General features: G+C 71.1%; 13 protein-coding genes. 10 read left to right on the forward strand and 3 right to left on the reverse strand.

What is annotated here, in order from left to right; genetic code table 11:
- Position 1 precedes the first annotated feature (1 nt).
- From ACFV2O_RS34275 to ACFV2O_RS34295, 5 genes are read left to right on the forward strand one after another with little or no spacing between them, the layout of a single operon-like run.
- A complete protein-coding gene (locus ACFV2O_RS34275; RefSeq protein WP_379255793.1) occupies positions 2-1,024 on the forward strand; it encodes an ABC transporter permease in 1,023 nt (340 codons plus the stop codon).
- The gene (locus ACFV2O_RS34280; protein WP_379255795.1) at positions 1,018-1,869 is read left to right on the forward strand and encodes an ABC transporter ATP-binding protein; all 852 of its coding nucleotides are present in this window, start codon (positions 1,018-1,020) and stop codon (positions 1,867-1,869) included. The genes ACFV2O_RS34275 and ACFV2O_RS34280 overlap by 7 nt, the downstream gene beginning before the upstream one ends.
- Positions 1,866-3,290, forward strand: coding sequence for a PLP-dependent cysteine synthase family protein (locus ACFV2O_RS34285; RefSeq protein ID WP_379255796.1), 1,425 nt, complete (start codon positions 1,866-1,868; stop codon positions 3,288-3,290). The genes ACFV2O_RS34280 and ACFV2O_RS34285 overlap by 4 nt, the downstream gene beginning before the upstream one ends.
- Positions 3,287-3,988: a YcnI family protein gene (locus ACFV2O_RS34290; protein WP_379255797.1), complete on the forward strand. Its 702-nt coding sequence runs from the start codon at positions 3,287-3,289 to the stop codon at positions 3,986-3,988. The genes ACFV2O_RS34285 and ACFV2O_RS34290 overlap by 4 nt, the downstream gene beginning before the upstream one ends.
- Entirely contained in the window at positions 3,985-5,556 is a 1,572-nt protein-coding gene (locus ACFV2O_RS34295) for a copper resistance protein CopC (protein ID WP_379255799.1), read from the forward strand. The genes ACFV2O_RS34290 and ACFV2O_RS34295 overlap by 4 nt, the downstream gene beginning before the upstream one ends.
- 94 nt (positions 5,557-5,650) lie before the next feature.
- Here the strand turns inward: ACFV2O_RS34295 and ACFV2O_RS34300 are convergent, their stop codons facing one another.
- Positions 5,651-6,391 (reverse strand): class I SAM-dependent DNA methyltransferase, encoded by a 741-nt coding sequence (locus tag ACFV2O_RS34300; RefSeq protein WP_379255800.1) that lies wholly within the window; start codon positions 6,389-6,391, stop codon positions 5,651-5,653.
- Between the two features lie 408 nt (positions 6,392-6,799).
- On the opposite strand from ACFV2O_RS34300, the gene ACFV2O_RS34305 reads away from it, so the two are divergent.
- The 5 genes from ACFV2O_RS34305 to ACFV2O_RS34325 all read left to right on the forward strand — a co-directional run bounded on the left by ACFV2O_RS34305 (position 6,800) and on the right by ACFV2O_RS34325 (position 22,769).
- On the forward strand, positions 6,800-8,092 hold the full coding sequence (locus tag ACFV2O_RS34305; RefSeq protein ID WP_379255802.1) for a glycosyltransferase: 1,293 nt from the start codon (positions 6,800-6,802) through the stop codon (positions 8,090-8,092).
- A gap of 88 nt (positions 8,093-8,180) precedes the next feature.
- Positions 8,181-18,164 carry an HAD-IIIC family phosphatase gene (locus ACFV2O_RS34310; RefSeq protein WP_379255804.1) on the forward strand — a complete coding sequence of 3,328 codons (9,984 nt, stop codon included), beginning with the start codon at positions 8,181-8,183 and terminating at the stop codon, positions 18,162-18,164.
- A complete protein-coding gene (locus ACFV2O_RS34315) occupies positions 18,161-20,437 on the forward strand; it encodes a thioester reductase domain-containing protein (protein WP_379255805.1) in 2,277 nt (758 codons plus the stop codon). Before ACFV2O_RS34310 ends, ACFV2O_RS34315 begins: the two co-directional genes overlap by 4 nt.
- Positions 20,437-21,528: an esterase gene (locus ACFV2O_RS34320; RefSeq protein WP_355080543.1), complete on the forward strand. Its 1,092-nt coding sequence runs from the start codon at positions 20,437-20,439 to the stop codon at positions 21,526-21,528. The genes ACFV2O_RS34315 and ACFV2O_RS34320 overlap by 1 nt, the downstream gene beginning before the upstream one ends.
- Entirely contained in the window at positions 21,525-22,769 is a 1,245-nt protein-coding gene (locus tag ACFV2O_RS34325) for a glycosyltransferase (protein WP_379255807.1), read from the forward strand. Before ACFV2O_RS34320 ends, ACFV2O_RS34325 begins: the two co-directional genes overlap by 4 nt.
- On the opposite strand, the gene ACFV2O_RS34330 is transcribed toward ACFV2O_RS34325, so the two are convergent.
- Together ACFV2O_RS34330 and ACFV2O_RS34335 are read right to left on the reverse strand one after the other, a co-directional pair.
- A complete protein-coding gene (locus ACFV2O_RS34330; RefSeq protein WP_379255809.1) occupies positions 22,752-23,750 on the reverse strand; it encodes a Gfo/Idh/MocA family protein in 999 nt (332 codons plus the stop codon). The genes ACFV2O_RS34325 and ACFV2O_RS34330 overlap by 18 nt on opposite strands.
- Positions 23,751-23,796: 46 nt before the next feature.
- Positions 23,797-24,441 (reverse strand): TetR/AcrR family transcriptional regulator, encoded by a 645-nt coding sequence (locus tag ACFV2O_RS34335; RefSeq protein WP_379255811.1) that lies wholly within the window; start codon positions 24,439-24,441, stop codon positions 23,797-23,799.
- Between the last annotated feature and the right edge of the window lie 13 nt (positions 24,442-24,454).

Consider the following 24,454-nt stretch of genomic DNA (forward strand, 5'->3'; position numbering starts at 1 on the left):
GATGACGACAACGGCCGACACCGCCGCCGTCCGGGCCGATTCGACCTCTCCTGCGACGCGGCCGCCGGGAATGACACGTTATCCGCCGACGCTCGGCTTCGCGCTCGCCTGGGCGGTGTGGGCTCTGACCGCGGTGGTCACGCTCGCGGTCCCGGACGGACTGGACGTCGCGGCGCCGCTGGCGGCCGGAGGGCTGTTCACCGCCTGGACGGCGGCGCTCACGCTGTGGGCGGCCTACGCCTACCGCGACCGCGCGGCCACCCTGCGGCTGCGGTACTGGACACCGTGGATCGCGGTGCTCGGCGTCTGGGTGCTGTTCTGGGAATTCGCCACCGCCAAGACCGGGTGGCTGCAACCCCCGCATTTCGCGTCGCCGCAGCAGATGCTGCTGGTGTTCTACAGCGACGCGGGCCTGCTCGCGTCGAGCACGTGGCATTCGATGCTGCTGCTGGCGGTCGGGTTCGTCATCGGCGCGGTCGCGGGCCTGAGCACCGGCATCGCTCTCGGCTGGTCGAAACTCGCCGCCTACTGGGGTAATCCGGTGCTGCAGACCGTCGGCCCGGTGCCGGCGGGCACGCTGCTGCCGGTGGTGCTGGTGCTGTTCCCCACCACTTACAGCGGCAGCATCTTCATGGTCGCGTTCGGTGTGTGGTTCCCGGTGGCGGTGCTCACCCGCGCGGGCATCGCGGGCGTCGCGCGCGGCTACTTCGATGTCGCGCAGACTCTCGGGGCGTCCAAGCATTTCCTCGTCTGGCGGGTCGCGGTGCCCGGCGCTCTGCCGAGCATCTTCACCGGACTGTTCATGGGTCTGGGCGCTTCGCTGGCCGCGCTGGCCGTCGCGGAGTTGCTCGGCGTGAAGAACGGTCTGGGCTGGTACATCCAGTGGACCAAGGGGTGGGCGGCCTATCCGCGGATGTACGCGGCGATCGTGATCATGGTGGTGGTGTGCCGCACGCTCATGCTGCTGCTGTTCCGTGTCCGCAACCGCGTGCTGGCCTGGGAGAAGGATCTGGTGCGATGGTGAGCGGCGCGGCACGCGGCAGCGCGGTCGAGATCGATGCGGTCTCACATCAATTCGCGGTGGCGGGCGCACGCCCGCGCAACGTCGTCGAGCGCCTGCTCGGGCGGCCCGCACCCGAACCGACCCGCGCCCAGCAACTGGGCCGGCTGCGGGTGCTCACCGACGTGTCCCTGCGGATCGAAGCGGGGCAGTTCGTCGCGTTGCTCGGGCCGTCGGGGTGCGGCAAGTCGACTTTGTTGCGATTGCTCGCGGGACTCGAGCGGCCGTCGCGGGGCGTGCTGCGCGCCGACGGTGCGCCGATCGAGGGCCCGGATCCGCACCGGGCGTTGATGTTCCAGGATCCGACATTGTTCCCGTGGCGGACCGTGGAGCAGAATGTCGCGCTCGGACCGCAGGCTCGCGGCACCCTGGCCGAGGACCGGCCCCGGGTGGCCGAAGCCCTCGCACTGGTCGGTCTCGACGGTTTCCGGGACACGTATCCGGCGCAGCTGTCCGGCGGGATGGCGCAGCGGGTGGCGTTGGCGCGGGCGCTGGTGAACCGGCCGCGGCTGTTTCTGCTCGACGAGCCGCTCGGCAAGCTCGACGCGCTCACCCGCGCCACGCTGCAGACCGAGATCGTCCGGCTGTGGCAGGAGGACGGGTTCACCGCCGTGCTGGTCACCCACGACGTCGACGAGGCGTTGCGGCTGGCGGACCGGGTCGTGGTCTTCTCCGCCCGGCCCGGGAAGGTGGTGCGGGACGTGCCGATCGCACTGGCCCGGCCCCGCACGCACGACGATCCGGAATATCTGCGGCTGCGAGGCGAGATCCTGCGGCTGCTCGGCGAGACAGGCAGGGCCGTCGCATGACCGCAACCCACCCGCGCACGAGCGGGGTCTTCGACTCCGTCACCGACGCGATCGGCAATACCCCGCTGGTCCGGCTGAACCGGGTCACCGAGGGGATCACCGCGACGGTTTACGTCAAACTCGAGTACCTCAATCCGCTGGGCAGCGTGAAAGATCGGGCCGCACGGTCGATGATCGACGCCGCCGAGGCCTCCGGTGAGCTGCGGCCCGGCGGCACGGTCGTAGAGGCGACCTCCGGCAACACCGGCATCGCGTTGACCGCCATCGCCGCGACCCGCGGCTACCGCACGATCGTGGTGGTGCCGGACAAGACCAGCGAGGAGAAGCTCGCGCTGTTGCGCGCCTACGGCGCACAGGTGCGGGTGACCCCGGGCGGGCGGCCGGCCGATCATCCGGAGCACGTGCGCACGGTCGCGACCCGGCTGGCCGCCGAGATCCCGGGCGCGTGGTTCGCCGGGCAGTACGACAATCCCGCGAATCCGGCGGCGCATCACCGGACGACGGGTCCGGAGATCTGGGCCCAGACCGGCGGGCGAATCACCCACTACGTCGCGGGCGTTGGTACCGGCGGCACCGTCACCGGCGCGGGCGAGTACCTCAAAGAGGTGTCCGGGGGCGCCGTCCGCGTGATCGGCGCCGACCCGGAGACCTCCGTCTACGGCGGCGGCGACGGTCGTGCCTGGTACGTCGAATCCGTCGGACACTACCGGCATCCCGACACCGAGGACGACCAGTGGCCCACCTCGTATCACCCCGCCGTCGTGGATCACATCGAGCGGATCGGTGACCCGGAGGCGCTGGAGGTGCTGCATCGCCTCGCCCGCGAGGAGGGGCTGTTGCTGGGCGGATCGTCGGGAACCGCGATCGCCGCCGCCCTGCGGGTCGCGCGGACACTGCGGTCGGACGACGTGGTGGTCGTCATCGCCCCGGACTCCGGTCGCTCCTATCTCACCAAATATTTCGACGACCAGTGGCTCGGCCGTTTCGGCTTCGCGCTGCGCGACCGAGTGACCGGACCGACGGTGGCCGATGTGGTGGGCGAGGTCGCCGGAAGTCCGCGCACCATCCCGTCGGATGCGACCGTCGCCCACGCTCGAACGCTGCTCGGCGCGGCACCCGCGCTTCCGGTGCTGTTGCTGCGCGACGAGACCGGACCGGTCGTGGTACCGGAAATCCTCGGCGCGGCGGTCGCGACGACGCTGGCCGGTGCGCCGGACGACGACCCCGTCATCGCTCATCTGGCACCGCCGCTGCCGGTGGCGGGCACCACGGAACCGCTGACCCGCGCCGCCGCCCGGATCTCCGGCCATTCCGGGCCGGTCGTGGTGGCGCACGAAGGGCGGGCCATCACGCTCGTCGACGCCGCGCGCATCACGGCCGCGGCGCGGGAACTCGGAGAACGACAGGGAGGTTCGCAGTGAGACGTCTGGCCGCCACGGCCGCGATGGTGCTGGCCGGGCTGTGCGCCGGACCGGGAATCGCGGCCGCGCACGTCACGGCCGGCGCACCGGACGCGGCCCCCGGCGGGTACAGCGTGGTCACGCTGCGGGTTCCCACGGAATCCGAGACGGCGGGCACCGTGCGGCTGGAAGTCGGCCTGCCCCTGGACCATCCGCTCGCCGTCGTACGCACCGCCACGACACCCGGATGGGATGTGTCGACGCGCCGCACCACGCTACCCGCGCCGATCGACAACGGGCACGGCGCCACGGTGACCTCGGCCGTGTCGTCGGTGACGTTCACCGCGCAACCCGGGTCCGCCGTGCGGCCTGGGGAATTCGGGGAATTCCGGCTGCTGCTCGGTCCGCTGCCGGATGTCCGGGAACTCGCGCTGCCCGCGATCCAGACCTACAGCGACGGCACCGTGGTCTCCTGGATCGAACGCAGCACCGACGGGACACCGCCCGACAAACCGGCTCCGGTGGTGCGTCTGAGCGCCGAATCCGGCCACAGCGGGCACGAGGCGCCCGGCGCCACCGCGGCGGCGTCCGCGCAATCGCCTGTAGATCCGCGGAATTCGGATTCCGGTGGATGGGTCGATTGGATCGCGCTGGTGGTGGCGCTCGGCGCGCTGGCTCTGGCGGCGGCGCCGTTCGTGCGCGGCGCGCGCAGCCGGTGACGGTCCTGGCACGCGCACTGCTGGCCGGGCTGTTCGCGGTCGCGGCCGTATTACTGGCTCCGTCGGCGGTCGCGTCGGCGCATGCCGTGCTCGTCGCCACCGACCCCGCGTACGGTGCGACCGTCCCGGACGCTCCGACGCGGGTGACGGTGCGTTTCGACGAACCGGTGACGGCGGCGGGCGCCGGTGTCACCGTCTCCGACAAGGACGGCCGCCGGGTCGACACCGAGGCGGTGTCGGCCGCCGACGGCGGCCGTGCCGTCGCGGTCGGAGTGCGGCCCGAGCTGCCCACTGGGACGTATCTGCTGAGCTGGGTGGTGCTGTCCGCGGACGGTCACACGGTCAGCGGTTCCAGTGTGTTCGGTATCCGGGTGCCGCCCGACCTGACCCTCGGCGATCCACCTCGTGATCCGATCGCGGTCACCGCCGACGGCGTAGCCAGGATGCTCACCGCCGTCGGATATCTCGGTGTGGTGCTCGCGGTCGGCGTCCCCGGGGTGACGCTGCTGGTGTGGCGTGCGGGGACCAGGACGGCGCTGGTCGCGCAACTGACCGGAATAGGGGCGGTCACCGTCGTCGCCGTCTCGCTGCTCGGGCTCGCCATGACACCGGCTCGCCTCACCGGCCCCGACGGCTGGGCCCATCCACAGGTGTGGGCGCAGGCTCTCACATCCTCGCCGGGTGCGGCGGCCGTGGTGCGCGCTGTCGCCGGTGCCGCGCTCGCGGCCGGTCGGTCGCGACCGAAAGTGATCGCCGTCGCGGGAGCGGTGATCGTCGTGGCGACGGCGGGGTCGGGCCACGCCCTGGCAGGGGGAGACCGACCCGCCGCATTGTTCTCCACCGCGGTCCATGTGCTCGCGATGGCGTTGTGGGTGGGTGCCGTCGTGCTGGCGGTCGCGGTCCGGCGGCGGCCCGACCGCTCCGCCCTGCTCCCGCGCTTCGGCCGCGTCGCGATCGCCGCCGTCACCGCGCTCGTGCTGACCGGCGTCTATCAGAGCCTCCGCTCGGTCGACCCGCTCGCGGCACTGTGGACGACGTCGTGGGGTCGGCTCCTGCTGCTCAAATCGGCGCTGGCGCTCGCCGCGGCCGGTGTGGTGCTCGCCGCGCGACGAATCGTTCGCGGCCGCGTTCCGCACTCGGCGCTGCGCCTCGAATTCGTCCTTCTGGCAGCCGTTCTGGTGGTGACCGGCGTCCTCGCGGGCACGACACCGGCCAGGGACGCCTACGACCCGCGGATCACGGTGACCGCCGACCTCGGCCGGGCACGAGCCGAGGTCACCGTCGACGGCGCCGGTGCGGGCGAACAAGAGCTGACCGTCCACCTGCGCGACGCGAGCGGTACCCCGATCGACGCCTCCGCCGTCACCGGCCGACTGACCCGTGCCGGCGATGCCTCGGTCCCCATCGACGTTCCCTTCCGACGGATCGAGCCCGTCGAACTGGGCCCGCACTATTTCGTTTCCCAACCGGTGCGCGTTGCCCTCCCCGGCTATTGGCAGTTGCGGTTGACCGTCCTCCTGGACCGCACCACCGGCTACACCGCCACCGTGCCTTATCGTGTGTGGTGACGGGATCGGTACGCCCCAGCGCGTTCCGCGCGTTCGACCCACCAACGGCGAGGACACGTCGCCCCGGACGACGACCCAACCCGCAGCGCCGGGCTCAGCCGCCGGGCTTCTGCCAGACGGAGACGTGTCCGCGGCTCTCGCTGGTGAACGGTTCGCGTGTCCACCCGTCCCACCGCGCATCCAGCCGCAGGCCGGCGATCTCGGCCATCAGGTCCAATTCCGCGGGCCACACGTAGCGGAACGGAATCGATCGGTAGCTGCCGCGTCCCTCGACGACCTCGAGGTAGTTCGAACTCATCGTCTGCGTGGCGATGTCGTACTCGTCGTAGGCCCATTTCGACGATCCGGTCCGAGACAGCACCGTGTTGCGGCCGGGCGCCAGCCCGCGCAGTCCGGGCATCATGACTTCGACGACGAAGCGGCCGCTGGGTCGGAGGTGGGCCGCCGCATTGCGGAAGCAGGCGACCTGACCCGCCTGGGTGGTCACGTTCATGATCGTGTTGAACACCAGGTAGACCAGCGAGAATCGTGACGTCAGCTTCGTGGACGCGAAATCTCCGATGGTCACGGCGATCTCGTCGCCGCCGGCCTTGGCACGCAACCGGGCGAGCATCGCGGGTGACGTATCGATGCCGTGCACGGGAACTCCGCGCGCGGCGAGCGGCAAGGCGATCCGCCCCGTTCCGATGCCGAATTCCAAGGCCGGGCCATCTTCGGCCGACTCTGCCAAAAAGGTCACCGCCGGGTCGACGACGCCCGGCTCGAACATCGCGGCCGAGGACTCGTCATAGGTGGCCGCGACCTGCTCGCCGAAGTAATCGTCGGTATCGCGCATCCGGGCACCGTAGCGCGCCGGATCCGCTTGACGCCCCTTGTTTTCCGGTCGGCTCGGCCGTGGGTTCCAGGGCCGCTACCTCCCAGCACTGAGAAGAAAGCACCCCGGTCCGCGCCTAGTCTGGACGACGCCCGGTCGAGCCGGGATACTGGCCTGCGCCGGTTTCGCGGAACCGACCACGCCGGGTTCGGCGCGGTCCGTCGGCTCATCGTTCGAACGAAAGGACCAACTCTCGATTCTGCAGACAGGCAATCGGCCCGTTGAGAACGGCGGGGGGCCGAGTACCGTTCCGAACTCTGTCGAGCGAGCGGGACGTCCGCGGGAGGCGGACCCCGACAACGAACCAGATGTCGGCCGATTCGTGGGATTCGGCCGGACGAGCCCAGTGCACGAGCGGAAGTCGATAGTATGCGTGTGGCCTTGTTGCCCGCAGGTACCCGGGGCGATCATCAACCATATCTCGCGTTGGCGCAGGAATTTCGCGCCCGCGGTCACGAGGTGGACATCACCGCCACCCGCAATCAAGCGCAGATCGTGCGCAACGCGGGCTTCGAACCCCATGTGATTCCCTTCGACGCCGCCGAACTGCTCGAGACGACCGCGGCCAAGCGGGCGCTGGCCTCCGGCAAGACGCTGCCGTTCGTGCGCATCATGCTCGACACGGTGCGGATCATCGAAGGTGAGCGCGGTGTCGCGATGCACGAGGTACTCCTGCGCGCCTGCACGTCCGCGGACGTCGTCGTCGCCTGCGCGTCGACGCTGCCGTGGGCGATGGAGTTCCGTGAGAAGACCGGGACGCCGGTACTTGGCTGCCTGCCCTATCCGCTCGAACGCACCGATGAGTTCCCGTCGTCGTTCATGGCGAAGAACATGACCTCGTCGCGCACGCTGTCACGGGCGAGCTACAGCCTGTTCGAATGGTCCTATACGTTCCTGTATCGCAAGGTCGACCGGCAATTGCGCCGTCACATGGGCCTGCCAGGCAGGCCGCGCAATCCTTTCCGGCGCCTGCGTGCGGAGCGGATACCGCTGGTCCACATGGTGAGCCCGGTGCTGTTGCCCAAGCCGCACGATTGGCCGGACCGCGCGACGATCGTGGGCGCTTCCGTTCTGCCGCAGCCGCTGCGTGACGCCTGGGGCGAAGCGGTCATCGATCCGGGGCTCGACGCGTGGCTGGACGAAGAGTCGCCGCCCATCTATTTCTGCATGACCGGAATGCCCGTGCTGGATCCGGTGGAATGCCGCGAGATGATCGCGACGGTCTGCGCGCGCTTGGGCGCGCGGGCACTCGTTACGGTGAAAGGCGAGGGATTCCCGAAAGGGTTCAGCGCCGACCGCAGCCTGCTGATCATCGATTCGTTCGACTACGACCGCGTCCTGCCGCGGTGCTCCGCGGTGGTGCACCACGGCGGCAGCGGCAACACCCATGACGTGGTGCGAGCGGGGATCCCGGCCGTGGTGATCCCGGTGCACAGCGATCAATTCTTCTACGGCTGGCGCATCGCCGCGCTCGGCATCGGAGCGACCTTCCCGTATCGCACGATCACCACCGATCGTCTGCATCGCGCGTTGGCGCAGGTCTTGACGCCCCAGGTGCGGCAGCGAGCGGCAGAGGTCGGCCACACGGCCGCGAAGGAGAACGGCGTGCCCGCAGCGGTCGACGCCGTCGAGAAACTCGCCGCCGCGACCCCCCGACCATGAGCTGCCGGTCGGCCGTCGCGGACCGATCGCGGCGGCGACCGGCGAGCGCACGACAACCGTGACCGTCGAGTTCCGAAGGTTGTACCGCATGACCGATTACCGTTCGTTCCTCGATATCCTGCTCACCCGCGGCGAGACCGTGCCCGCCGCGACCGCGTACCGCTTCTTGCGGACCGGCGACGCCGACGGCCCCATCGACGACATCACCTATGCCGGGGTGTCTGCCCGGGCGCGGGCGATCGCCGCCGCGTTGCAGGATCGCGGCATCCGCCGGGCTCTGCTGCTGTACCCGTCCGGATTGGATTTCATCACAAGCTTTTTCGGCTGTCTGGCCGCGGACGTCGTCGCCGTGCCCGCCCCGCTACCGCAGCTGGACTCCCGGTCCCTGCGGCGGTTGCGGCACCTGGTCGCCGATGCCGGCGTGGACGCGGTGCTCACCACCGCCCAGGTCCGCGCCGACGCCACCGCGCCGATCGAGCACCTGCCCGAACTGGGCGAGCCGGCCTGGCTGGCGACCGACGAGATCCCCGACGACGCGGCGGACTCGTGGCGCAGGCCCGCCGTCGGGCCGGACTCGGTCGCCTTCCTGCAGTACACCTCGGGTTCGACGAGCGCGCCGCGCGGCGTCGTGGTCACCCACGCGAACCTGCTGCACAATGAACGCGCCATCGCCACGGCACTGGGCCATACGCCGGATCTGCTGGCTTCGCTCACCGACGCGCTGTTCGTCAGTTGGCTGCCGATGTATCACGATATGGGGCTCATCGCCCCCGTGTTGCAGACGATGTTCGTCGGCGCGAACGCGGTGCTGTTGTCGCCCAAGGATTTTCTGCAGCGCCCCGAGCGCTGGCCGCAAGCGGTCTCCGCGTTCGGCGCGCACACCAGCGGCGGCCCCAATTTCGGCTACGAGCTGTGCCTGCGCCGCATGACTTCCGAACAGATCGACCGCCTCGACTTGAGCTGCTGGAGAGTGGCGTTCAACGGTGCGGAGACGGTGCGTCCGGCCACGGTGCGCCGGTTCGCCGACACCTTCGCGAGTACGGGATTCCGGGCGGAGTCGTTCCAGCCGGTCTACGGCTTGGCCGAGGCCACGCTCATCGTCAGCGCCGCGCAGCTCGGCGCGCCGCCGACGGTGATCCTGCCGCCCGGCCGGTCCGAGCTGGTCGGTGTGGGGAGCCCGGCCGAAGGGCTGTCGATCGTCATCGTGGATCCCGACCGGCACACCGCGTGCGCCGACGGCGTCGAGGGCGAGATCTGGGTGACCGGAACCAGCGTCGCCGCAGGGTATCTGGGCAACGAGACGGCTACCGCCGAGACCTTCCATGCCGGGTTGGACGATGACGATCGCGCTTTCCTGCGCACCGGCGATCTCGGATTCTTCTCCGGCGGTGAGCTGTTCGTCACGGGCCGGCGCAAAGATGTGCTGATCATCGACGGCAAGAACCACTACCCGCAGGACTTGGAGTCGACGGTCGAGTCCGCGCACGAGGCCGTCCGCCCGGGGTGCGTCGCGGCGTTCTCGGTGGACGGGGGCATCGACGGAGAGCTGCCCGTGGTGGTCGCCGAAGTGCGCACCGAGGATCCCGCCGAGCTCGCCGACGCCGAAGCAGCGATCCGTGCGGCGATCGGCGCGGAACACGCGCTGACGCTGCGATCGGTGGTCCTGATCCGGCCCGGCGCCCTCCTCAAGACCAGCAGCGGCAAAGTTCAGCGACAAGCCTGCCGCGCGGCGTATCTCGACGACGAGTTCGCGCCGGTGTCGCCTGTCCGCGGAGAACTCGACGAGGTCGGTGCACCGTCGGGCGCACCGCGAGGCGAGGCGCTCGGCGCCGAGGAAATGCGGAGCTGGCTGGTGGAGATCATTGCCCGGCTGGCCTACCTCGATCCGGCGCGCATCGACGTGCACCGGCCGCTGGTCGAATTCGGTCTCGGCTCGGCGGATCTGGTGGAACTGGTCGTGGAGCTCTCCGACCGGGTCGGGCGGAGTCTGGACACCAACCTGTTCTTCGAGCACCCGACCATCGCGCAAGTCGTGGCGGCGCTGCACCATACCGCAACCGAGGACGCGCCCGGTCTGCAGCAGGAGCGCAGCGACGACGCCATCGCGATCATCGCGATGGCCTGCCGGTTTCCCGGCGGCGCCGACGATCCGGAAGCGTTGTGGCGCCTGCTGGACGACGGACGCGACGGCCTGTCGGAGGTGCCGCCAGGACGCTGGAGCGTCGACGGGCTCTACGACCCGGATCCGGCGGCGGAAGGCAAGGCCTACACCTTCCGCGGCGGCTACCTCACCCAGGTCGACCAGTTCGACGCCGCGTTCTTCGGCATCGGCCCGCGCGAGGCGGCGGTGATGGACCCGCAGCAGCGGCTCATGCTGGAGCTGAGCTGGGAGGCGATCGAACGGTCCGGCCGCGACCCCAGACAGCTGCAGGGCAGCACGACCGGGGTGTACTTCGGGGTGTACAGCACCGGTTATCTCGCCGACCCCGCTCCGAGCCAGTTGAACGGGCAGGTCGGCACCGGGCTCTCCCCGAGTGTGGCCTCCGGGCGGGTCGCGTACACGCTGGGTTTCCACGGACCCGCCGTCACCCTCGACACGGCCTGTTCCTCATCGATCGTCGCCATGCATCTGGCCGCGCAGGCGCTGCGCGCGGGCGAATGCGATCTGGCCCTGGCCGGCGGCGCGACGCTGCTGATGGGACCGACCGCGCACGTGGAGCTGTGCAAACTCGGTGTGCTGTCGCCGTCGGGACGGTGCGCGCCGTTCTCGGCGGGCGCGGACGGCACGGTGTGGGCCGAGGGCGCCGGTCTGGTGCTGCTGAAGCGGCTCGACGACGCCCGGCGCGACGGCGACCGGGTGCTGGCCGTGGTCCGCGGCTCCGCGGTCAACCAGGACGGGCGCAGCCAAGGTATCAGCGCGCCCAACGGATTCGCGCAGGAGCAGGTCATCAAGGCGGCGTTGCGCGCCGCCGGGCTGAGGCCCGCGGACCTGGACTACGTGGAGGCGCACGGCACCGGCACCGCCCTCGGCGATCCGATCGAAGCACGCGCCTTGGCGCGCGTCTTCGGTCCCGACCGGGAGCCCGAACGCCCGCTCGGCGTGGGTTCGCTGAAATCCAATGTGGGCCATACCCAAGCGGCGGCCGGCATCGGCGGCGTCGTCAAGCTGGTACTCGGGCTGCAACACGAGCGGATACCGGGGATGGCCCATGACGGGCCGCCGACGCCGCAGATCGATTGGGACGGCAGCGGTTTGGCCGTGCGGACCGATTCGGCGCCGTGGCCGAGAGGCGATCGGCCCCGCCGCGCCGGAGTGAGCGCGTTCGGGCTCAGCGGCACCAACGCCCACCTCGTTCTCGAAGAAGCGCCCGCCGTAGACGACGAGTCCGGCCCGTTCGACGACGAACCGGGCGGTCGCGGGATCGCGCTGCTGCCGATCTCGGCACGCAATCGGGTCTCGCTGCACGGTCAAGCCCGACGCCTGCTCGATCACCTCACCGAAGATCCCACACTCGATCCCGCACCCGTGTCCCGCTCGCTGGCTCTGCACCGCACGCCGTTCGAATGGCGGGCCGTCGTCGTGGCGGGCGAGCGGGGCGAAATGCTCTCCGCACTCGGCGATCTGGTCGAGCACCGAGCGGCGCCCGATGTGGTCGTGGGCGCGGACGCGGCGCTCACCGCGGGCAAGACGGCATTCGTCTTCCCCGGGCAGGGCGTGCAGTGGGCCGGGATGGCACGTGACATGCTGGCTCGCTCCGAAGTGTTCCGCGCCGAGTTCGCGCGCTGCGACGAAGCGTTCCGGCACCGCACCGGATGGTCGCTGGCGACCGCGCTGTTCGGTCTCACCGCGGCGCAACTGGGCGACTTCACCCTCGTGCAACCGCTGCTGTTCGCCACGATGGCGGCGCTGGCGGCCACCTGGCGGGACGCGGGCGTCATACCGGATGCCGTGATCGGCCACAGCCAGGGCGAGATCGCCGCGGCCTACGTCTCCGGTGCGCTGAGCCTCGACGAAGCCGCCCACGTCGTCGTGACACGCAGCCGCCTGATGGCCGGCATCACCGAGCAGGGCGCGATGGCGATGATCGGCCTGCCCGCACAGCGACTCGAAGAACGCTTGGCATCGGACACAGCGGTATCGATCGCGGCGATCAACATCCCCCGCTCCACGGTCGTGGCGGGAGCGCGCGAGGCGGTCGAGGCGCTCGTGCGCGAACTGGAGGACGAACAGGTCGACGTGCGGATGCTGGCCGCGGGACCCGCGCTGGCCGGGCATTCCGCTCTGCTGGAGCCCATCCGGCGGCAACTGCTCGACGAACTCGCCGGGGCGGCCGCCGCCGCGCCGGTCGTTCCCTGGTACTCGACGGTGCTGGGCGGGCGGATGACCGACCCCGCCGACACCGACTACTGGTACCGCAATGCGCGGGAACCGGTCCGGTTCGCGAGCACGATCGAGCGGATGATCGGCGACGGATACCGGTATTTCGTCGAACTCGGCGTGCATCCACTGCTGACCACGGCGGTGCGAGCCGTCGCGGAGGACACCGGTCACGAGGTCGTCGCGGTCGGCTCGCTGGTGCGTGACCAGGACGGTCCGCGCAGCCTGGCCCGCGCCCAGGCCGCGCTGTGGGTGGCCGGCCACGACCTCGACTGGACCCGCCTCACGCCCGCGCACGGCCGCGTCGACCTGCCGACCTACGCTTTCGACCGGCGGCGGTTCTGGACCGAATCGGTGTCCGAGGACGCCGCGGCGCTGGGATTGCGGTCCGCGAGCCATCCTTTCGTGGGCGCCGTTGTGCCGCAACCGGATTCCGGTGGCGTGACGCTGACCGGCCGGATCTCCCTGCGGACCCATCCGTGGCTGGCCGAGCATGCCGCGCCCGCGGCGGTCGTCCTGCCCGGCACCGCTCTGGTCGAACTCGCCATCCGCGCCGGTGACGAAGTGGACACCGGAAACGTGCGCGAACTCGTGCTGCACGCCCCGGTGGTGCTCACCGAGGAGGCCGCGGTGCAGATCCAGGTGGTGGTCGCCGACGCCGACGCCGACGGTTGCCGACCCGTCTCGATCCACTCGCGACTCGAACGCGATCTCGACACCTCGTGGACATTGCACGCCCGCGGGATCCTGGCGGCGACGGACGAGACCGATTCCGGCGGCCTCGATGCCGACCGGTGGCCTCCGGCGGGAGCGACGGCCGTCGACGTCGAGGACATGTACACGCGACTGTCCGATCGCGGGCATCGCTACGGGCCGCTGTTCCGGTCGGTGCGCGCGGCGTGGCGGCGCGGCGGGGACGTCTTCGCCGACGTGGCGCTCCCGGAGCACGCCCACGGCGATGCCGCACGCTTCGAACTCCATCCCGCGTTGCTCGACTCCGCGCTGCACGCGGCGCTGCTGCTGGGCGCGGACGAGAGTGGTTCGGCGCTGCTGCCGTTCGCCTGGACCGGCGTGCGCTTGCATGCCTCCGGCGCGACGGCGTTGCGGGTCCGGATCTCGCTCGACGACTCCGGCGGGGTGCGGGTCATGGCCGAGGATCACACCGGACAACCGGTCGTGTCGATACGGTCGCTGCTCCTTCGGCCCGCACCCGAGGCGAAGCTGCTCGACAGCGCGTTGTCCGCCGCGCACCGCACTTTGTTCCGGCCGGAGTGGTCGGCGCTTCCGACACCGATGACGCCGCGGCCGGTCACCGCCGTCGCCTGGTCGCGGCTCGGTCCGCACGAGCCCGCGCCGGACGCGGTGATCATCGAAGCCGCTCGAGGCGATTCGATCGATACGGTGCACACGGCGGTGCGGCACGCGCTCGCAGGCCTGCAGGCGGCACTGGACGATCCGCGACTCGCGGCGGCGACCATCGTGGTACGCACCCGCGGGGCGATGGCGCTGCCCGGCGAGGACATCGAAAACACCGCGGGAGCGGCGGTCTGGGGCTTGGCCCGCACAGCGCAGTCGGAGAACCCCGACCGCATCGTGCTGGTCGACAGTGCTGACGCCGAGGTCGACGTCGCGACGGTGCTCGCCTCCGGTGCGGCACAGGCGCTGGTGCGTGACGGCGTCCTGTTCGCGCCGCGTCTGGTGCGTCCTCCGGTGTCCGGTGGTGCCGCCCCCGATTTCGGCGACGGTTTCGTACTCGTCACCGGAGCGCCGGGGCGGCTCGGCTCGCTGCTGGCGCGGCATCTGGTGCGGGCGCACGGGGTCACGAAGCTGTTGCTCGCCAGCCGCCGCGGCGCCGACGGCCCCGGCGCGGAGGACCTGCGCGCCGAGCTCACCGGTCTCGGCGCGGACGTGGTCTTCGCCCGCTGCGATGTGGCCGACCGTGCCGCGCTGGCCGAAATGCTGCGCGGACGTGCACTCAGCGGCGTCGTGCACGCCGCGATGGTGCTCGACGACGGCACGCTGGGCTCGCTGACGCCCGAACGGCTCGAAGCGGTGCTGCGGCCGAAGGTCGACGCGGCGTATCACCTGCACGAGCTGACCTCGGGCATGGACCTGTCGTGCTTCGTGCTGTTCTCCTCGGTCGCGGGCCTTCTCGGCAATCCCGGGCAGGCGAACTACGCCGCCGCCAACGCCTACCTCGATGCCCTCGCCACCCATCGCGTCGCCCGAGGCCTGCCCGCGCAGTCGCTGGCGTGGGGTCCGTGGAGCCTGGACATGCACGAGGTGATGGCGGCGGCCGACATCCGGCGCATGGAACGCTCCGGCGTGCGCCCGCTCGGCGCGCGCGACGGCTTGGCCGCCTTCGACGCGGCGTTGCGCCGGAACGAGCCGGTGCTGGCGCCGCTGCGGATCGATGCCGACGCGATGCGGCGCGCACCATATGCTCCGCTGCTGCTGCGCGGGACGATCCGTCCGCCTTCACGCCGAACGGTCGTGCACCGCGACGCCGCCGACCCGTCGGTGCGGTCCCGGTTCGCCGAGCGGCTGCGTGGATTGCCGCCCGCCGAGGCGACCGCGATCGCGATCGACGTGGTGGCGCGCCGGGCCGCCGACGTGCTCGGGCACTCCGGTGCGGAGGCCATCGCGGCGGACCGGTCGTTCCAGGGGCTGGGCATGGACTCGCTGATGGCGGTGGAACTGCGCAACCGGTTGCGCGACGACACCGGCATCCTGGTGCCGCTGAGCGAGATCTTCGCCGGGCGCAGTCCCGCCGCGCTGGCGGAATATCTCGTCGGCGAGGCGGCGCGCACGCAGACGGGCGAGCCCGCCGCGCGCCCGGACGACCAGGACGTCCCCGAGGTCGTCACGCTGCCCGTCACCCGCGATCTGATGCGGCTGCTGCGCACGGCCCAGCAAGGCATTCCGAGCGTCGCCCAGACCGGCGGGCTGGCCATGCGCTTGCCCAGGACGGTGGAACACGCCGAACTGGACGCGATTCTCGACCGCCTCGCCGCGCGGCACGCGGCGTTGCGCACGGTGATCGTGCCCAGCGACGAGCACGGCACCCGGTTGCAGGTGCGGTCCCGACCGGGCGGGCCGCTGTTGCGCTCGTCGGCCGTCGACCGGCTCGATCACGCCGTCACGCGCGTCCGGTTCCGCGAGCTGATGCGCGAGCCGTTCGACTTGGCGGAGGGGCCGCTGTGGCGGTTCGAACTGCTGAGTTCCGATTCCGGCGAGCAGGAGCTCGTCTTCGGAGCCCACCACGGTATGTGCGATGTCCAGTCGATGGTGCTGATCGCCGGAGAGATCGGCGCCGAGTTGTCCGGCGCCCAGTTCCCGGACACGCTGTCCAACAAGGACATGCACGATCTGCTCGCCGCCCAGGCGCCGCAGGCCGAGCCCGACGCCGAGTGGCGCGCGGAATTCGCCGGATGCCGCCGCCTCGAACTCACCCTCGCCCGGCCCAGGCCTGCTCAGCGCACCCACCGTGCCGGCGAGGTGCTGCTGGAGCTGCCCGCGGGGCTGCGCGAGCGGGCGGCGCGACGCGCTCGGGAGCTGGGCATCACGCCCGCGGCGCTGTTCCTCGGCACGCTGACAGTGCTGCTCGCCCGGCGGCAGGACACCGATCGTTTCGCGCTCGCCGTGCCGGTGGACACCCGCATCCACGCCGACGCGCCGACCGCGGTCGGCTACTTCGGTGTGCCCGTGCCGTATCCGGCGACCGTCGAGCCCGGCGAGTCGATCGACGACCTACTGCGCAGGTCCGGCGACCGGCTGCGGCGCCTGCTGGTGCCGGGTGCGGGTTTCTCCGACGTGCTCGCCACGCTCGCCGCGGAGGGCCTGTATCGGGACAACGCGCCGCTGGTCGAGGTGTACTTCAACTATCTGCGGGCCGATGCGCCGGTGCACCGCGCCGACCTGATTCCGGTGGGCACCGGATACTCCGATCTCGACCTCATGGTGGCGGTGCTCGCCGGAGCGGACCGCATCTGGTTCACCTACAACGCCGACATCATCGATGACGCGAGCTGCACCCGGCTCGGGCGCGACTACCTCGCGCTGCTCGAGGAGGTGGTGGAGCGTCCCGGGCTGCCGGTGCGCCCCGCGCGTCCGGAGGCGCCGCGCGGCGTCGCGTTCGCGGCCACGTTCGCGCTGGGCAAGCTGCCGGATCTGTATCGCGCGGCGGCACACGCTCACGGCATCCACGGTCCGACCGTGTTCGAGGCGCCGTACCACCACGTGCTGGCCGGGCTGCGCGACCCGTCCGGGGTCTTCGCCCAACCGTCGACCGCCCTGGGCATCGTGCTGTTGCGCGCGGCGGACCTGGAGCGATTCGGACCGCTCACCGACGACGATCTCGACGAACTTGCCGCGCGGTATCCCGCCGCCGTCCGGGAAGCCGCCGAACGCGCGCGCGTTCCGATCATCGTCGGCGTCCTCCCGTCGCCCGAACCCGATGGGCGACTGACGCGGTGGGACCGGCTGACCGCCGAGCGGCTACGGGAGATCCCTGGCGTCGCGGTTCTCACCGAAACCGACTGGACTCGCGACCACCGGGTGGCGCATCGCTTCGACGCGCAGACCGACGCGCTGGCACACCTGCCGTTCACCGAGGAGTTCCAGGCGGCGGTGGCGCTGACGCTCGCCGCCGTCGCCCGCACGGCCCTGTTGCCCGCGCCGAAGGTCATCGCCGTGGACGGCGACGACACACTGTGGAGTGGCGTGGTGGGTGAGATCGGCCCCGCGGCGGTCACTTTCGATCCGCCGCGGCGCACGCTGGCGCGGCGGTTGCGGCAATGGCGCGCCGCGGGCACGCTGCTGGTGCTGATCAGCAACAACGACGAGGACTCGGTCCAAGCGGTGCTGGACCGCCCGGACAGTCCGCTGCGCGCCACCGATTTCACCCTCGTCTGCACCGGGTGGGACAGCAAGACCGACCGGCTCGAGGCGGCGGCGCGAACGTTGGGCCTCGCGCTGGAGGAGGTGGTCTATCTGGACGACAACCCGGTCGAGATCGCGAAGATGCGTTCCCGCCTGCCGGAAGTGCTCGCGGTGACCTGTCCCCCGATCGAGGAGCTGACCGCGTTCCTGACCCGGTTGTGGCCGGTGACACCGGTGGCGGTGACCGCGGAGGACGCCGACCGTGCGGAGTTCTACCGGCACGAGCGCGAACGCGACCTGGCCAGGGAGCACGTCGATTTCGCGCAGTTCCTGGACCAACTGGATCTGGAGGTGACCGTCGAGCCGCTGTCGGACCACGGCTTGACGCGTGCGGTCCAACTGGTCCGGCGCACCAGCCAATTCGCGCTGGGCTCGAGCACCGACCAGGATGTCGACCGCTGGCGGGAGGACGGCGAGGTGTGGACCGCCGCGGCGCGCGACCGGTTCGGCGACTACGGGACGATCGCCGTGCTGGCGGTGCACACCGACGCGACCGCGCTGTGTGTGCGCGGATGGCATCTCAGCTGCCGCGCCCTCGGCCGCGGCGTCGAGGAACGCCTGCTCGGCTGGCTGGCCGACCGCGCGGCGTCGCTGGATCGCGCGACGGTGCGTATGACCGTGCACCGCACCGCGCGCAACGTGCCCGCCCGCCGGTTGGCCGCCGCGCTCGGCGGCGGCGACATCGACAGCGAACGAATCGAGGTCGACGTGCCGCTGGAGCGTCTGCGCACGTTCCGATCCTGGGCGCGATGACCATGGCCGACAAGGAGTTTCCTGTGCGCAGTCCGAACGGCGCGTACCCGCCGCCCGCCGAGCGAGCCGATCGGCGCGACCTCGCCGAGGCGATCGAACGCGGCGGCGGTCTGGACGTGTCCGCGTTGCTGGCCCGCGCGGGCGGCGACGTGGCCACCGCGACGGCGGCGATCGCGCGTCCCGGCGCGTGGGACACCGAGTCGCTCACGGCGGCGGTCATCCAGGTGGCCGACCGCTTCACCGTCGAGCCTCTCGGGCCGGACACCGATTTCTTCGACGGCGGCGGAACATCCGTCGCCGCGGTGCAATTCGTGGCGGCGCTCGCCAGGGAACTCGACGTCCACCTCGAGTTGGACGACGTGTTCGCCGACGCGCGGCCGCGCAGGCTGGCGCGGCGCTGGCTGGGCGCGCGAGCGGAAGCCACCGAACGCGAAACGCCGTCGCCGGTGGCCGATACCGTGGACGACGAACTCGCGCAGCTCATGGCCGACGTCGCCGGAGCCGACCGGCTGCCCTTCACCGACCCGCCGGAGCGGGTCGCGCCGCGCCGTGTTCTGCTCACCGGCGCCACCGGCTTCCTCGGCAGCCACCTGCTGCTGGACCTGTTGCGCGGCAGCGACGCCCACGTCGTCTGCCTCGTTCGCGCGCGCGACGACGCCGAAGCCGTGGACCGGCTGGCCGCCGCGTTGACGCGTTTCCTGCTGCCGTGGTCGCCGGAGGTGCGCAGGCGGGTGACAGTGCTGCCGGGCGACCTGCGTGAACCGAATCTCGGCCTCTCCGAGAAAGCGTGGGCCGCGCTGGCGGAGGAGATCGACGCGATCGTCAACGTCGGCGCGGCGGTCGACTTCCTGCGTGGCTACCGGTCGCTGCGCCGCGGCAACGTGCTCGGCCCGCTGACCCTGGCCCGGCTGGCGGCAACCGGACGACCGAAACCGTTGCACCACGTCTCCTCCATCGCGGTGTTCAACGAGCTCGGCATCGCCTCGATGGGCGAGGACGATCCGGTGGCGAACATCGGCAAACTCGTGATCGGCTACGACCGGACGAAATGGGCGGCCGAGGCCGTCCTGCGGCGCGCCCGCGAACACGGACTGGTCGTCACGGTGCTGCGCCCTGGTGGAATCGGCGGGCACCGCGAGACCGGCGCGCACAATCCGCGCGACCTCAACAGCGGCATCATCGCGGCGCTGTCGCGGTTCGGCACCGTCCCCGCGCTGCGCAATCTCCATGTGGCCCCGGTCGATTGGGTGAGCAAGGTCGCGGCGGCGATCGTGTGCGCACCGACGGCGTGGGGCCACAACTACCATCTCACCGGCACGCCGACCACGCTGGAGCAGATGCTGGGTGAATCGGCGGCGATCGGCATGGACATGCGGGTGCGGCACTGGGCCGCCTGGTGTGACGAGGTGGTCGAGCGGATCCGCACCGAGCCGGTCCCGGAGCTGGAATCGCTGGCGCAGGTGCTGGGCAGCCCTACCGCGCGTCATCCGCTGGAGACGATGGCGTCCGTTCCGGCCGCGACCGACGAACGCACCCGCGCCTTCCTGCGCGCGCACAACCTGCCCCAACCGGTCCGTTACGGCGCCCGGTCGCAACACAAGACGCTGGAGATGCTCGCGGGCACCGGCCTGGCACGGCTGCCACAGCCGGAGGACCCACCGTATCTGTGGTTCGCGGAGACCCTGGTGGGCACGATCGGGCCCGTCGACGCGGCGGCGGACACTCCCTGCACGTTCGACCTGCGGCTGTCCATCGCGAGCACCCACCAGCTGGTGGCCGGGCGCACAGTCGATGTCGGGGGCGAGCTGCGGTGCGCGCGTCTGCACGACAGCCCGCTCACGGTATCCGGTGTGGCGTCGGTGCGTCCGCACGACGGCATCCCTATGCGGCACGGACTGAAACACCCGCTGATGCACTACCGGCTGTCGCTGCGCGACGCCGACGGCGGGACGTGGTGGCTGTCGGGCTACAAATACGCCGAGGCGCGCCGCACGATCATCCGGCAGGCACGCACGTTGACCGTCGAACTCGGCCGGGAGGACCAACCGGCGAGCCTCGCGGGCGAGGTCGCGGTCCCCCTGCACACCTACCTGCCCGATCAGATCGACGGCATCCAGGTGGACCCACGCCTGTCCGAACGCCAGCGGCGGACCGCGAAACTGTTGTGGCTGAGCTGGTTCGGATCCCAGCTCGGCAAGGGCCTGCTGGAACCGGCGCTGCGCGTGGGCACCGAACTGCTGGATCTGCGCCGCAACGCGAAGGAGTCGCGCTGATGCTCACCCCCATCCGGCCCGGAGCCGCACCGGTTGTGGAGGAGATCCCGTTCCGCACCGCCGACGGGACCCTGCTCGGCCTGCGGCGCGTGGTCGTCGACGATCCCGAGCGGCCCTCGGTTCTGTTGGTCCACGGCCACGGCGTGTCCTCGGAGATGTTCCTGCTGCCGGAGATCCGCACGATCGTCGACGCTCTCGTCGACGCCGGATACCAGCCGTGGCTGCTGGACTGGCGCGGCAGCTGTCGGCTGCCCTACAACGCCGCAGGCCCGCGTTTCAGCTTCGACGACGTGGCGCTCTACGACCTACCCGGAGCCGTCGAGGAGATCCGCGGACGCATCGGCGACCAGCGGTTGTTCGTGGTCGCGCATTGCGTCGGCGCCCTGGCGCTGTCGATGAGCATGGCCGCGGGCCTGGTGCCCGGCCTCGCCGGAGTCGTCGCCCAAGGCGTGTTCCTCACTCCGAAAGTGAGCGCCGCGGTGCGGATGCGCGTGCTCGTCGGCGGCGAACTGCTCGGCTCCCGCGTCCATCACCTCGAGTCCGATTTCCGCAAAGTCGGGCTGTGGTCGCGGAAAACGCTGCTGTACGCGCTGCTCACCCGGAAAGGGGAATGCACAGACCCCACCTGCCGGATGGTCCACGGCGGCTGGGGCATGGGTGCCGAGCTGTTCGTCCACGACCATCTCGATCCGCGCACCCACGACCGCTTGGCGCAACTGTTCGGGCCGGTCCCGGTGCATGTGCTGCCGCAGTTGCGGCGGATGGAGCTGGCGCATGCCGTGCAGCGCTGGAACGACAACGACGACCGCTACCGCGTGCTACCGGAGAACGCGCTGGACCACGCCGACCGGATCGATTGCCCGGTCCTGCTGTTGTCGGGCAGCCGCAACGAAGTCTGGCTCGACTCCAACAAGCTGTGCCACGACGTGCTCACCGCCCGGCACCCCGGGCTGGACGTCCGCTACGTCGAGATCCCTTCCTACGGCCATCTCGACACCTTCCTCGGACGCGGCTCCGCACTCGACGTGTACGGGCACATCCTCGAATTCCTCGACGGCTGCTCCACACCCCGAACGCGGGATACGGCGTGAGCGAGCCACCGGGCGAGGGACGTTCGCTGCGCGTCGCGATGTTCGCGGATTTCCACCCCGCCACCCTCGGCGGCATCCAGACGTCGATGCGCGCGCAACGCGCGGCGCTGGAACGGCGCGGGCATCGCGTCACCGTGTTCACCATTCCCCCGCCGGAGCCCACACCGCCGGACTCCGGGATCGTCGTTCTCACGACCACGGGCGGAATGAGCGTGAACGGGTATCCGGTAGCGCTGCCGACCCGCAGGAACGCGCGCCTCATCGACACGGTCTTCGCCGAGCGCGGTTTCGACGTCGTGCACGCGCAGACCACCTACGGCGCGGGCATCGCCGGATTGCGCGCCGCGCGCAGGCACGGACTTCCCGTCGTCCAGTCCATGCACAGCCGCGATGATTCCTTCATCGAACGCAATTCGCCGTTTCCCTACCTCGCCGCCCTCACCATGCGCGTGCTGCACGGCGGGTTCGTCGGCTTGCGCAAGGAGCTGCCGCGCCTGCCGGAAAGCCGAACGGCGCGGCACGCCTGGCGGCCGCTCGTCGCGCAGGCACAGGCCGCGGACCACGTCGTGGTGCCGACACGGCATTTCGCGCAGCGGTTGGCCGCTCACGGGGTGGATCGGCCGCTGCACGTGGTGTCCAACGGAGTCGACGACGATCTGGTGCGCGCCCTCCCGGAGCGTCCCCGCGACCGGGGGCCGCGGCTGCGCGTGCTGTGGTGCGGTCGCTTCTCCGCGGAGAAGCGACCGTTGGACGCCGTCGAGGCGGTGCGCCTGGCCGAGGGCTGCACCCTGGACATCTACGGTGCGGGAGCGCTGGAAACGCGCCTGCGCTCGGCCGTCGACCGGCCCGGCCTGCGTGAGCGGGTCCGGCTGCACGGCGAAGTCAGCCAGGCGGAGTGCCTTACGGCCATGCGTGCCAACGACGTGCTGCTGTTCCCGTCCGCCGGGTGCGACACGCAGGGCATGGTGCTGCTCGAAGCGGTCGCGGCCGGGATTCCGGTGCTGCACTGCGACCCCGACGTCACCGAAACCGTCCCCGAAGGCGGCGAATTCCGTGCGCGCGACGCCTCGACGGACGCGCTCGCCGAGGCGTTGCGCCTGCTGGCGCAGCATCGGGACCGGCTCGACGCCATGCGCGAGGTGCTGGCGCGGCACGCGGATCGGACGCTGCAGTCCCGGTTCACCGAACGCCTGGTCGCGGTCTACACCGAGGCGATCGCCGCGTCAGGCCGGTTGCCGTAGCGGCAAACCCGCCGCCGCGTAGATCGCGTCGATGACCGTCATCGTCGCCACCGCGTCGTCCGGCGCGGTGAGTACCGGCTCGCCGTGCCGCACCGCCGCGACGAAGGCGTCGAGCTGATAGGCGTAGGTGCTGCGGCGCGAGACCTGCTCGGTGCGACTGCCGCGCTCCGAACGCACCGACAGCCTGCGCGGCAGCTGCGGCGCCACCGGATTGAGCAACCGCAGTTCACCGCGTTCGCCCACCACTCGCGCACCGATGCGCAGCACGTCCGACGACCACATCGAGCAACGCAGCCGTCCGGTGTGACCGGAAGGAAAGCGCAGCTCGGCGCTCATCGCGCGGTCGATATCCTGGCCACGCAATTTCGCCGTCGCCGCGACGACATCCGGATTCTCGCCGCCGAAGACCCGCGCCATGTGGACCGCGTAGCAGCCCGCGTCCATCAGCGCCCCGCCTGCGAGGGTGTAGTCGTAGCGGATATCCGAGAACCGCGGCAGCGGAAAGCACATCGCGGTGTCCACCCGCACCAGCTCGCCGAGTTCGCCGGAGGCGATGATCTCCTCGGCCCGCCTGGTCATCGGGTGGTAGCGGTAGTGGAACGCCTCCATGACCACCCGGTCCGACGTCGCGGCCAGCGCCGCGATCTCCCGCGCCTCGGCGGCGTTGGCGGTGAACGGCTTCTCGCACAGCACATGCTTGCCCGCCGCGAGCGCCTCCTTGGTCCACCGGCCGTGCAGACCGTTGGGCAGCGGGTTGTAGACCGCGTCGATGTCGGGTGCGGCGATCAGTGCGGCGTAGCTGTCGAAGACCCGCGCGATGCCGTGCTTCCTGGCGAACGCGCGTCCGCGTCCGGGCTCGCGGGCGGCCACGGCGGCGACCACCACGTCCGGGCTCGCCGCGGCGGGCCGCACGAGAGCCGCGGGCGCGATGCGTGCGGCGCCCAGGATGCCGATCCGCAGGGGCGGTCCGGGTTGCGTCATGGGCGCGACTGTAGCAATGGGACCGCTTGTGCCGCCGAGTGATCCGTCAGGAGGACGGTGCGTCGCCGTATACGGTCAACCAGATGGCGCGGCCCAGCGCCTCCGCCAGGGCGTCGTCGGTGACTCCCGACCCGGACGAGAAGCTCGCCGCGATCGCCCGCTCGACCATCGAGGTGAGCACGATGGCGGTAGCCTGCGGGTCGATCGCCGGGCTGATCCGGCCCTCGGCCAGCTCGGTCTCCAATCGCGATCGCACCACTCGCACGAACTCCGCGACCCGCCCGCGCCAATACGCGCCGACGTCACGGTCATAGGCGGCCACCTCGCTCAGCGCCAGCAGCAGGGAGCGGTGCTCGCGGAAGCCCGCGATCATGGTTCGCACGGCAGCCACCACACCGGCCTGTCGCCCGCTGTGCTCGGCGAGCCACCAGCGCTCGGCGGCCTCGAACAGATCGGCCGTGGCTAATTCTGCCATCCTGATCAGCAGCTGACTCTTGTCCGGGAAGTACCGGTAGAACGTCGACCGTGCCGACTGCGACGCGGCGGCGATCCGGTGGACGGCGATCTCGGTGTAGGGCGTGCCGTCGGCGAGCAACTCCTCCACCGCGGCGAGGACACGTCGTTCGAATTCCGCGCGCCGGTCGTCGACCGGTTTCCGCGCGCTTCTGGGGACTCGGGTCAGCGAGGGCATCCGGCTCCTCTCT

Source organism: Nocardia sp. NPDC059691 (assembly GCF_042733915.1).
Classification (GTDB): Bacteria; Actinomycetota; Actinomycetes; order Mycobacteriales; family Mycobacteriaceae; genus Nocardia; species Nocardia sichangensis.

Bases quoted from the DNA above. Each gene is read 5' to 3' on its own strand.
- ACFV2O_RS34275 (WP_379255793.1), top strand. From the start codon at position 2: ATGACGACAACGGCCGACACCGCCGCCGTCCGGGCCGATTCGACCTCT.
- ACFV2O_RS34280 (WP_379255795.1), top strand. From the start codon at position 1,018: ATGGTGAGCGGCGCGGCACGCGGCAGCGCGGTCGAGATCGATGCGGTC.
- ACFV2O_RS34285 (WP_379255796.1), top strand. From the start codon at position 1,866: ATGACCGCAACCCACCCGCGCACGAGCGGGGTCTTCGACTCCGTCACC.
- ACFV2O_RS34300 (WP_379255800.1), bottom strand. From the start codon at position 6,391: ATGCGCGATACCGACGATTACTTCGGCGAGCAGGTCGCGGCCACCTAT.
- ACFV2O_RS34305 (WP_379255802.1), top strand. From the start codon at position 6,800: ATGCGTGTGGCCTTGTTGCCCGCAGGTACCCGGGGCGATCATCAACCA.
- ACFV2O_RS34310 (WP_379255804.1), top strand. From the start codon at position 8,181: ATGACCGATTACCGTTCGTTCCTCGATATCCTGCTCACCCGCGGCGAG.
- ACFV2O_RS34315 (WP_379255805.1), top strand. From the start codon at position 18,161: ATGACCATGGCCGACAAGGAGTTTCCTGTGCGCAGTCCGAACGGCGCG.
- ACFV2O_RS34320 (WP_355080543.1), top strand. From the start codon at position 20,437: ATGCTCACCCCCATCCGGCCCGGAGCCGCACCGGTTGTGGAGGAGATC.
- ACFV2O_RS34330 (WP_379255809.1), bottom strand. From the start codon at position 23,750: ATGACGCAACCCGGACCGCCCCTGCGGATCGGCATCCTGGGCGCCGCA.
- ACFV2O_RS34335 (WP_379255811.1), bottom strand. From the start codon at position 24,441: ATGCCCTCGCTGACCCGAGTCCCCAGAAGCGCGCGGAAACCGGTCGAC.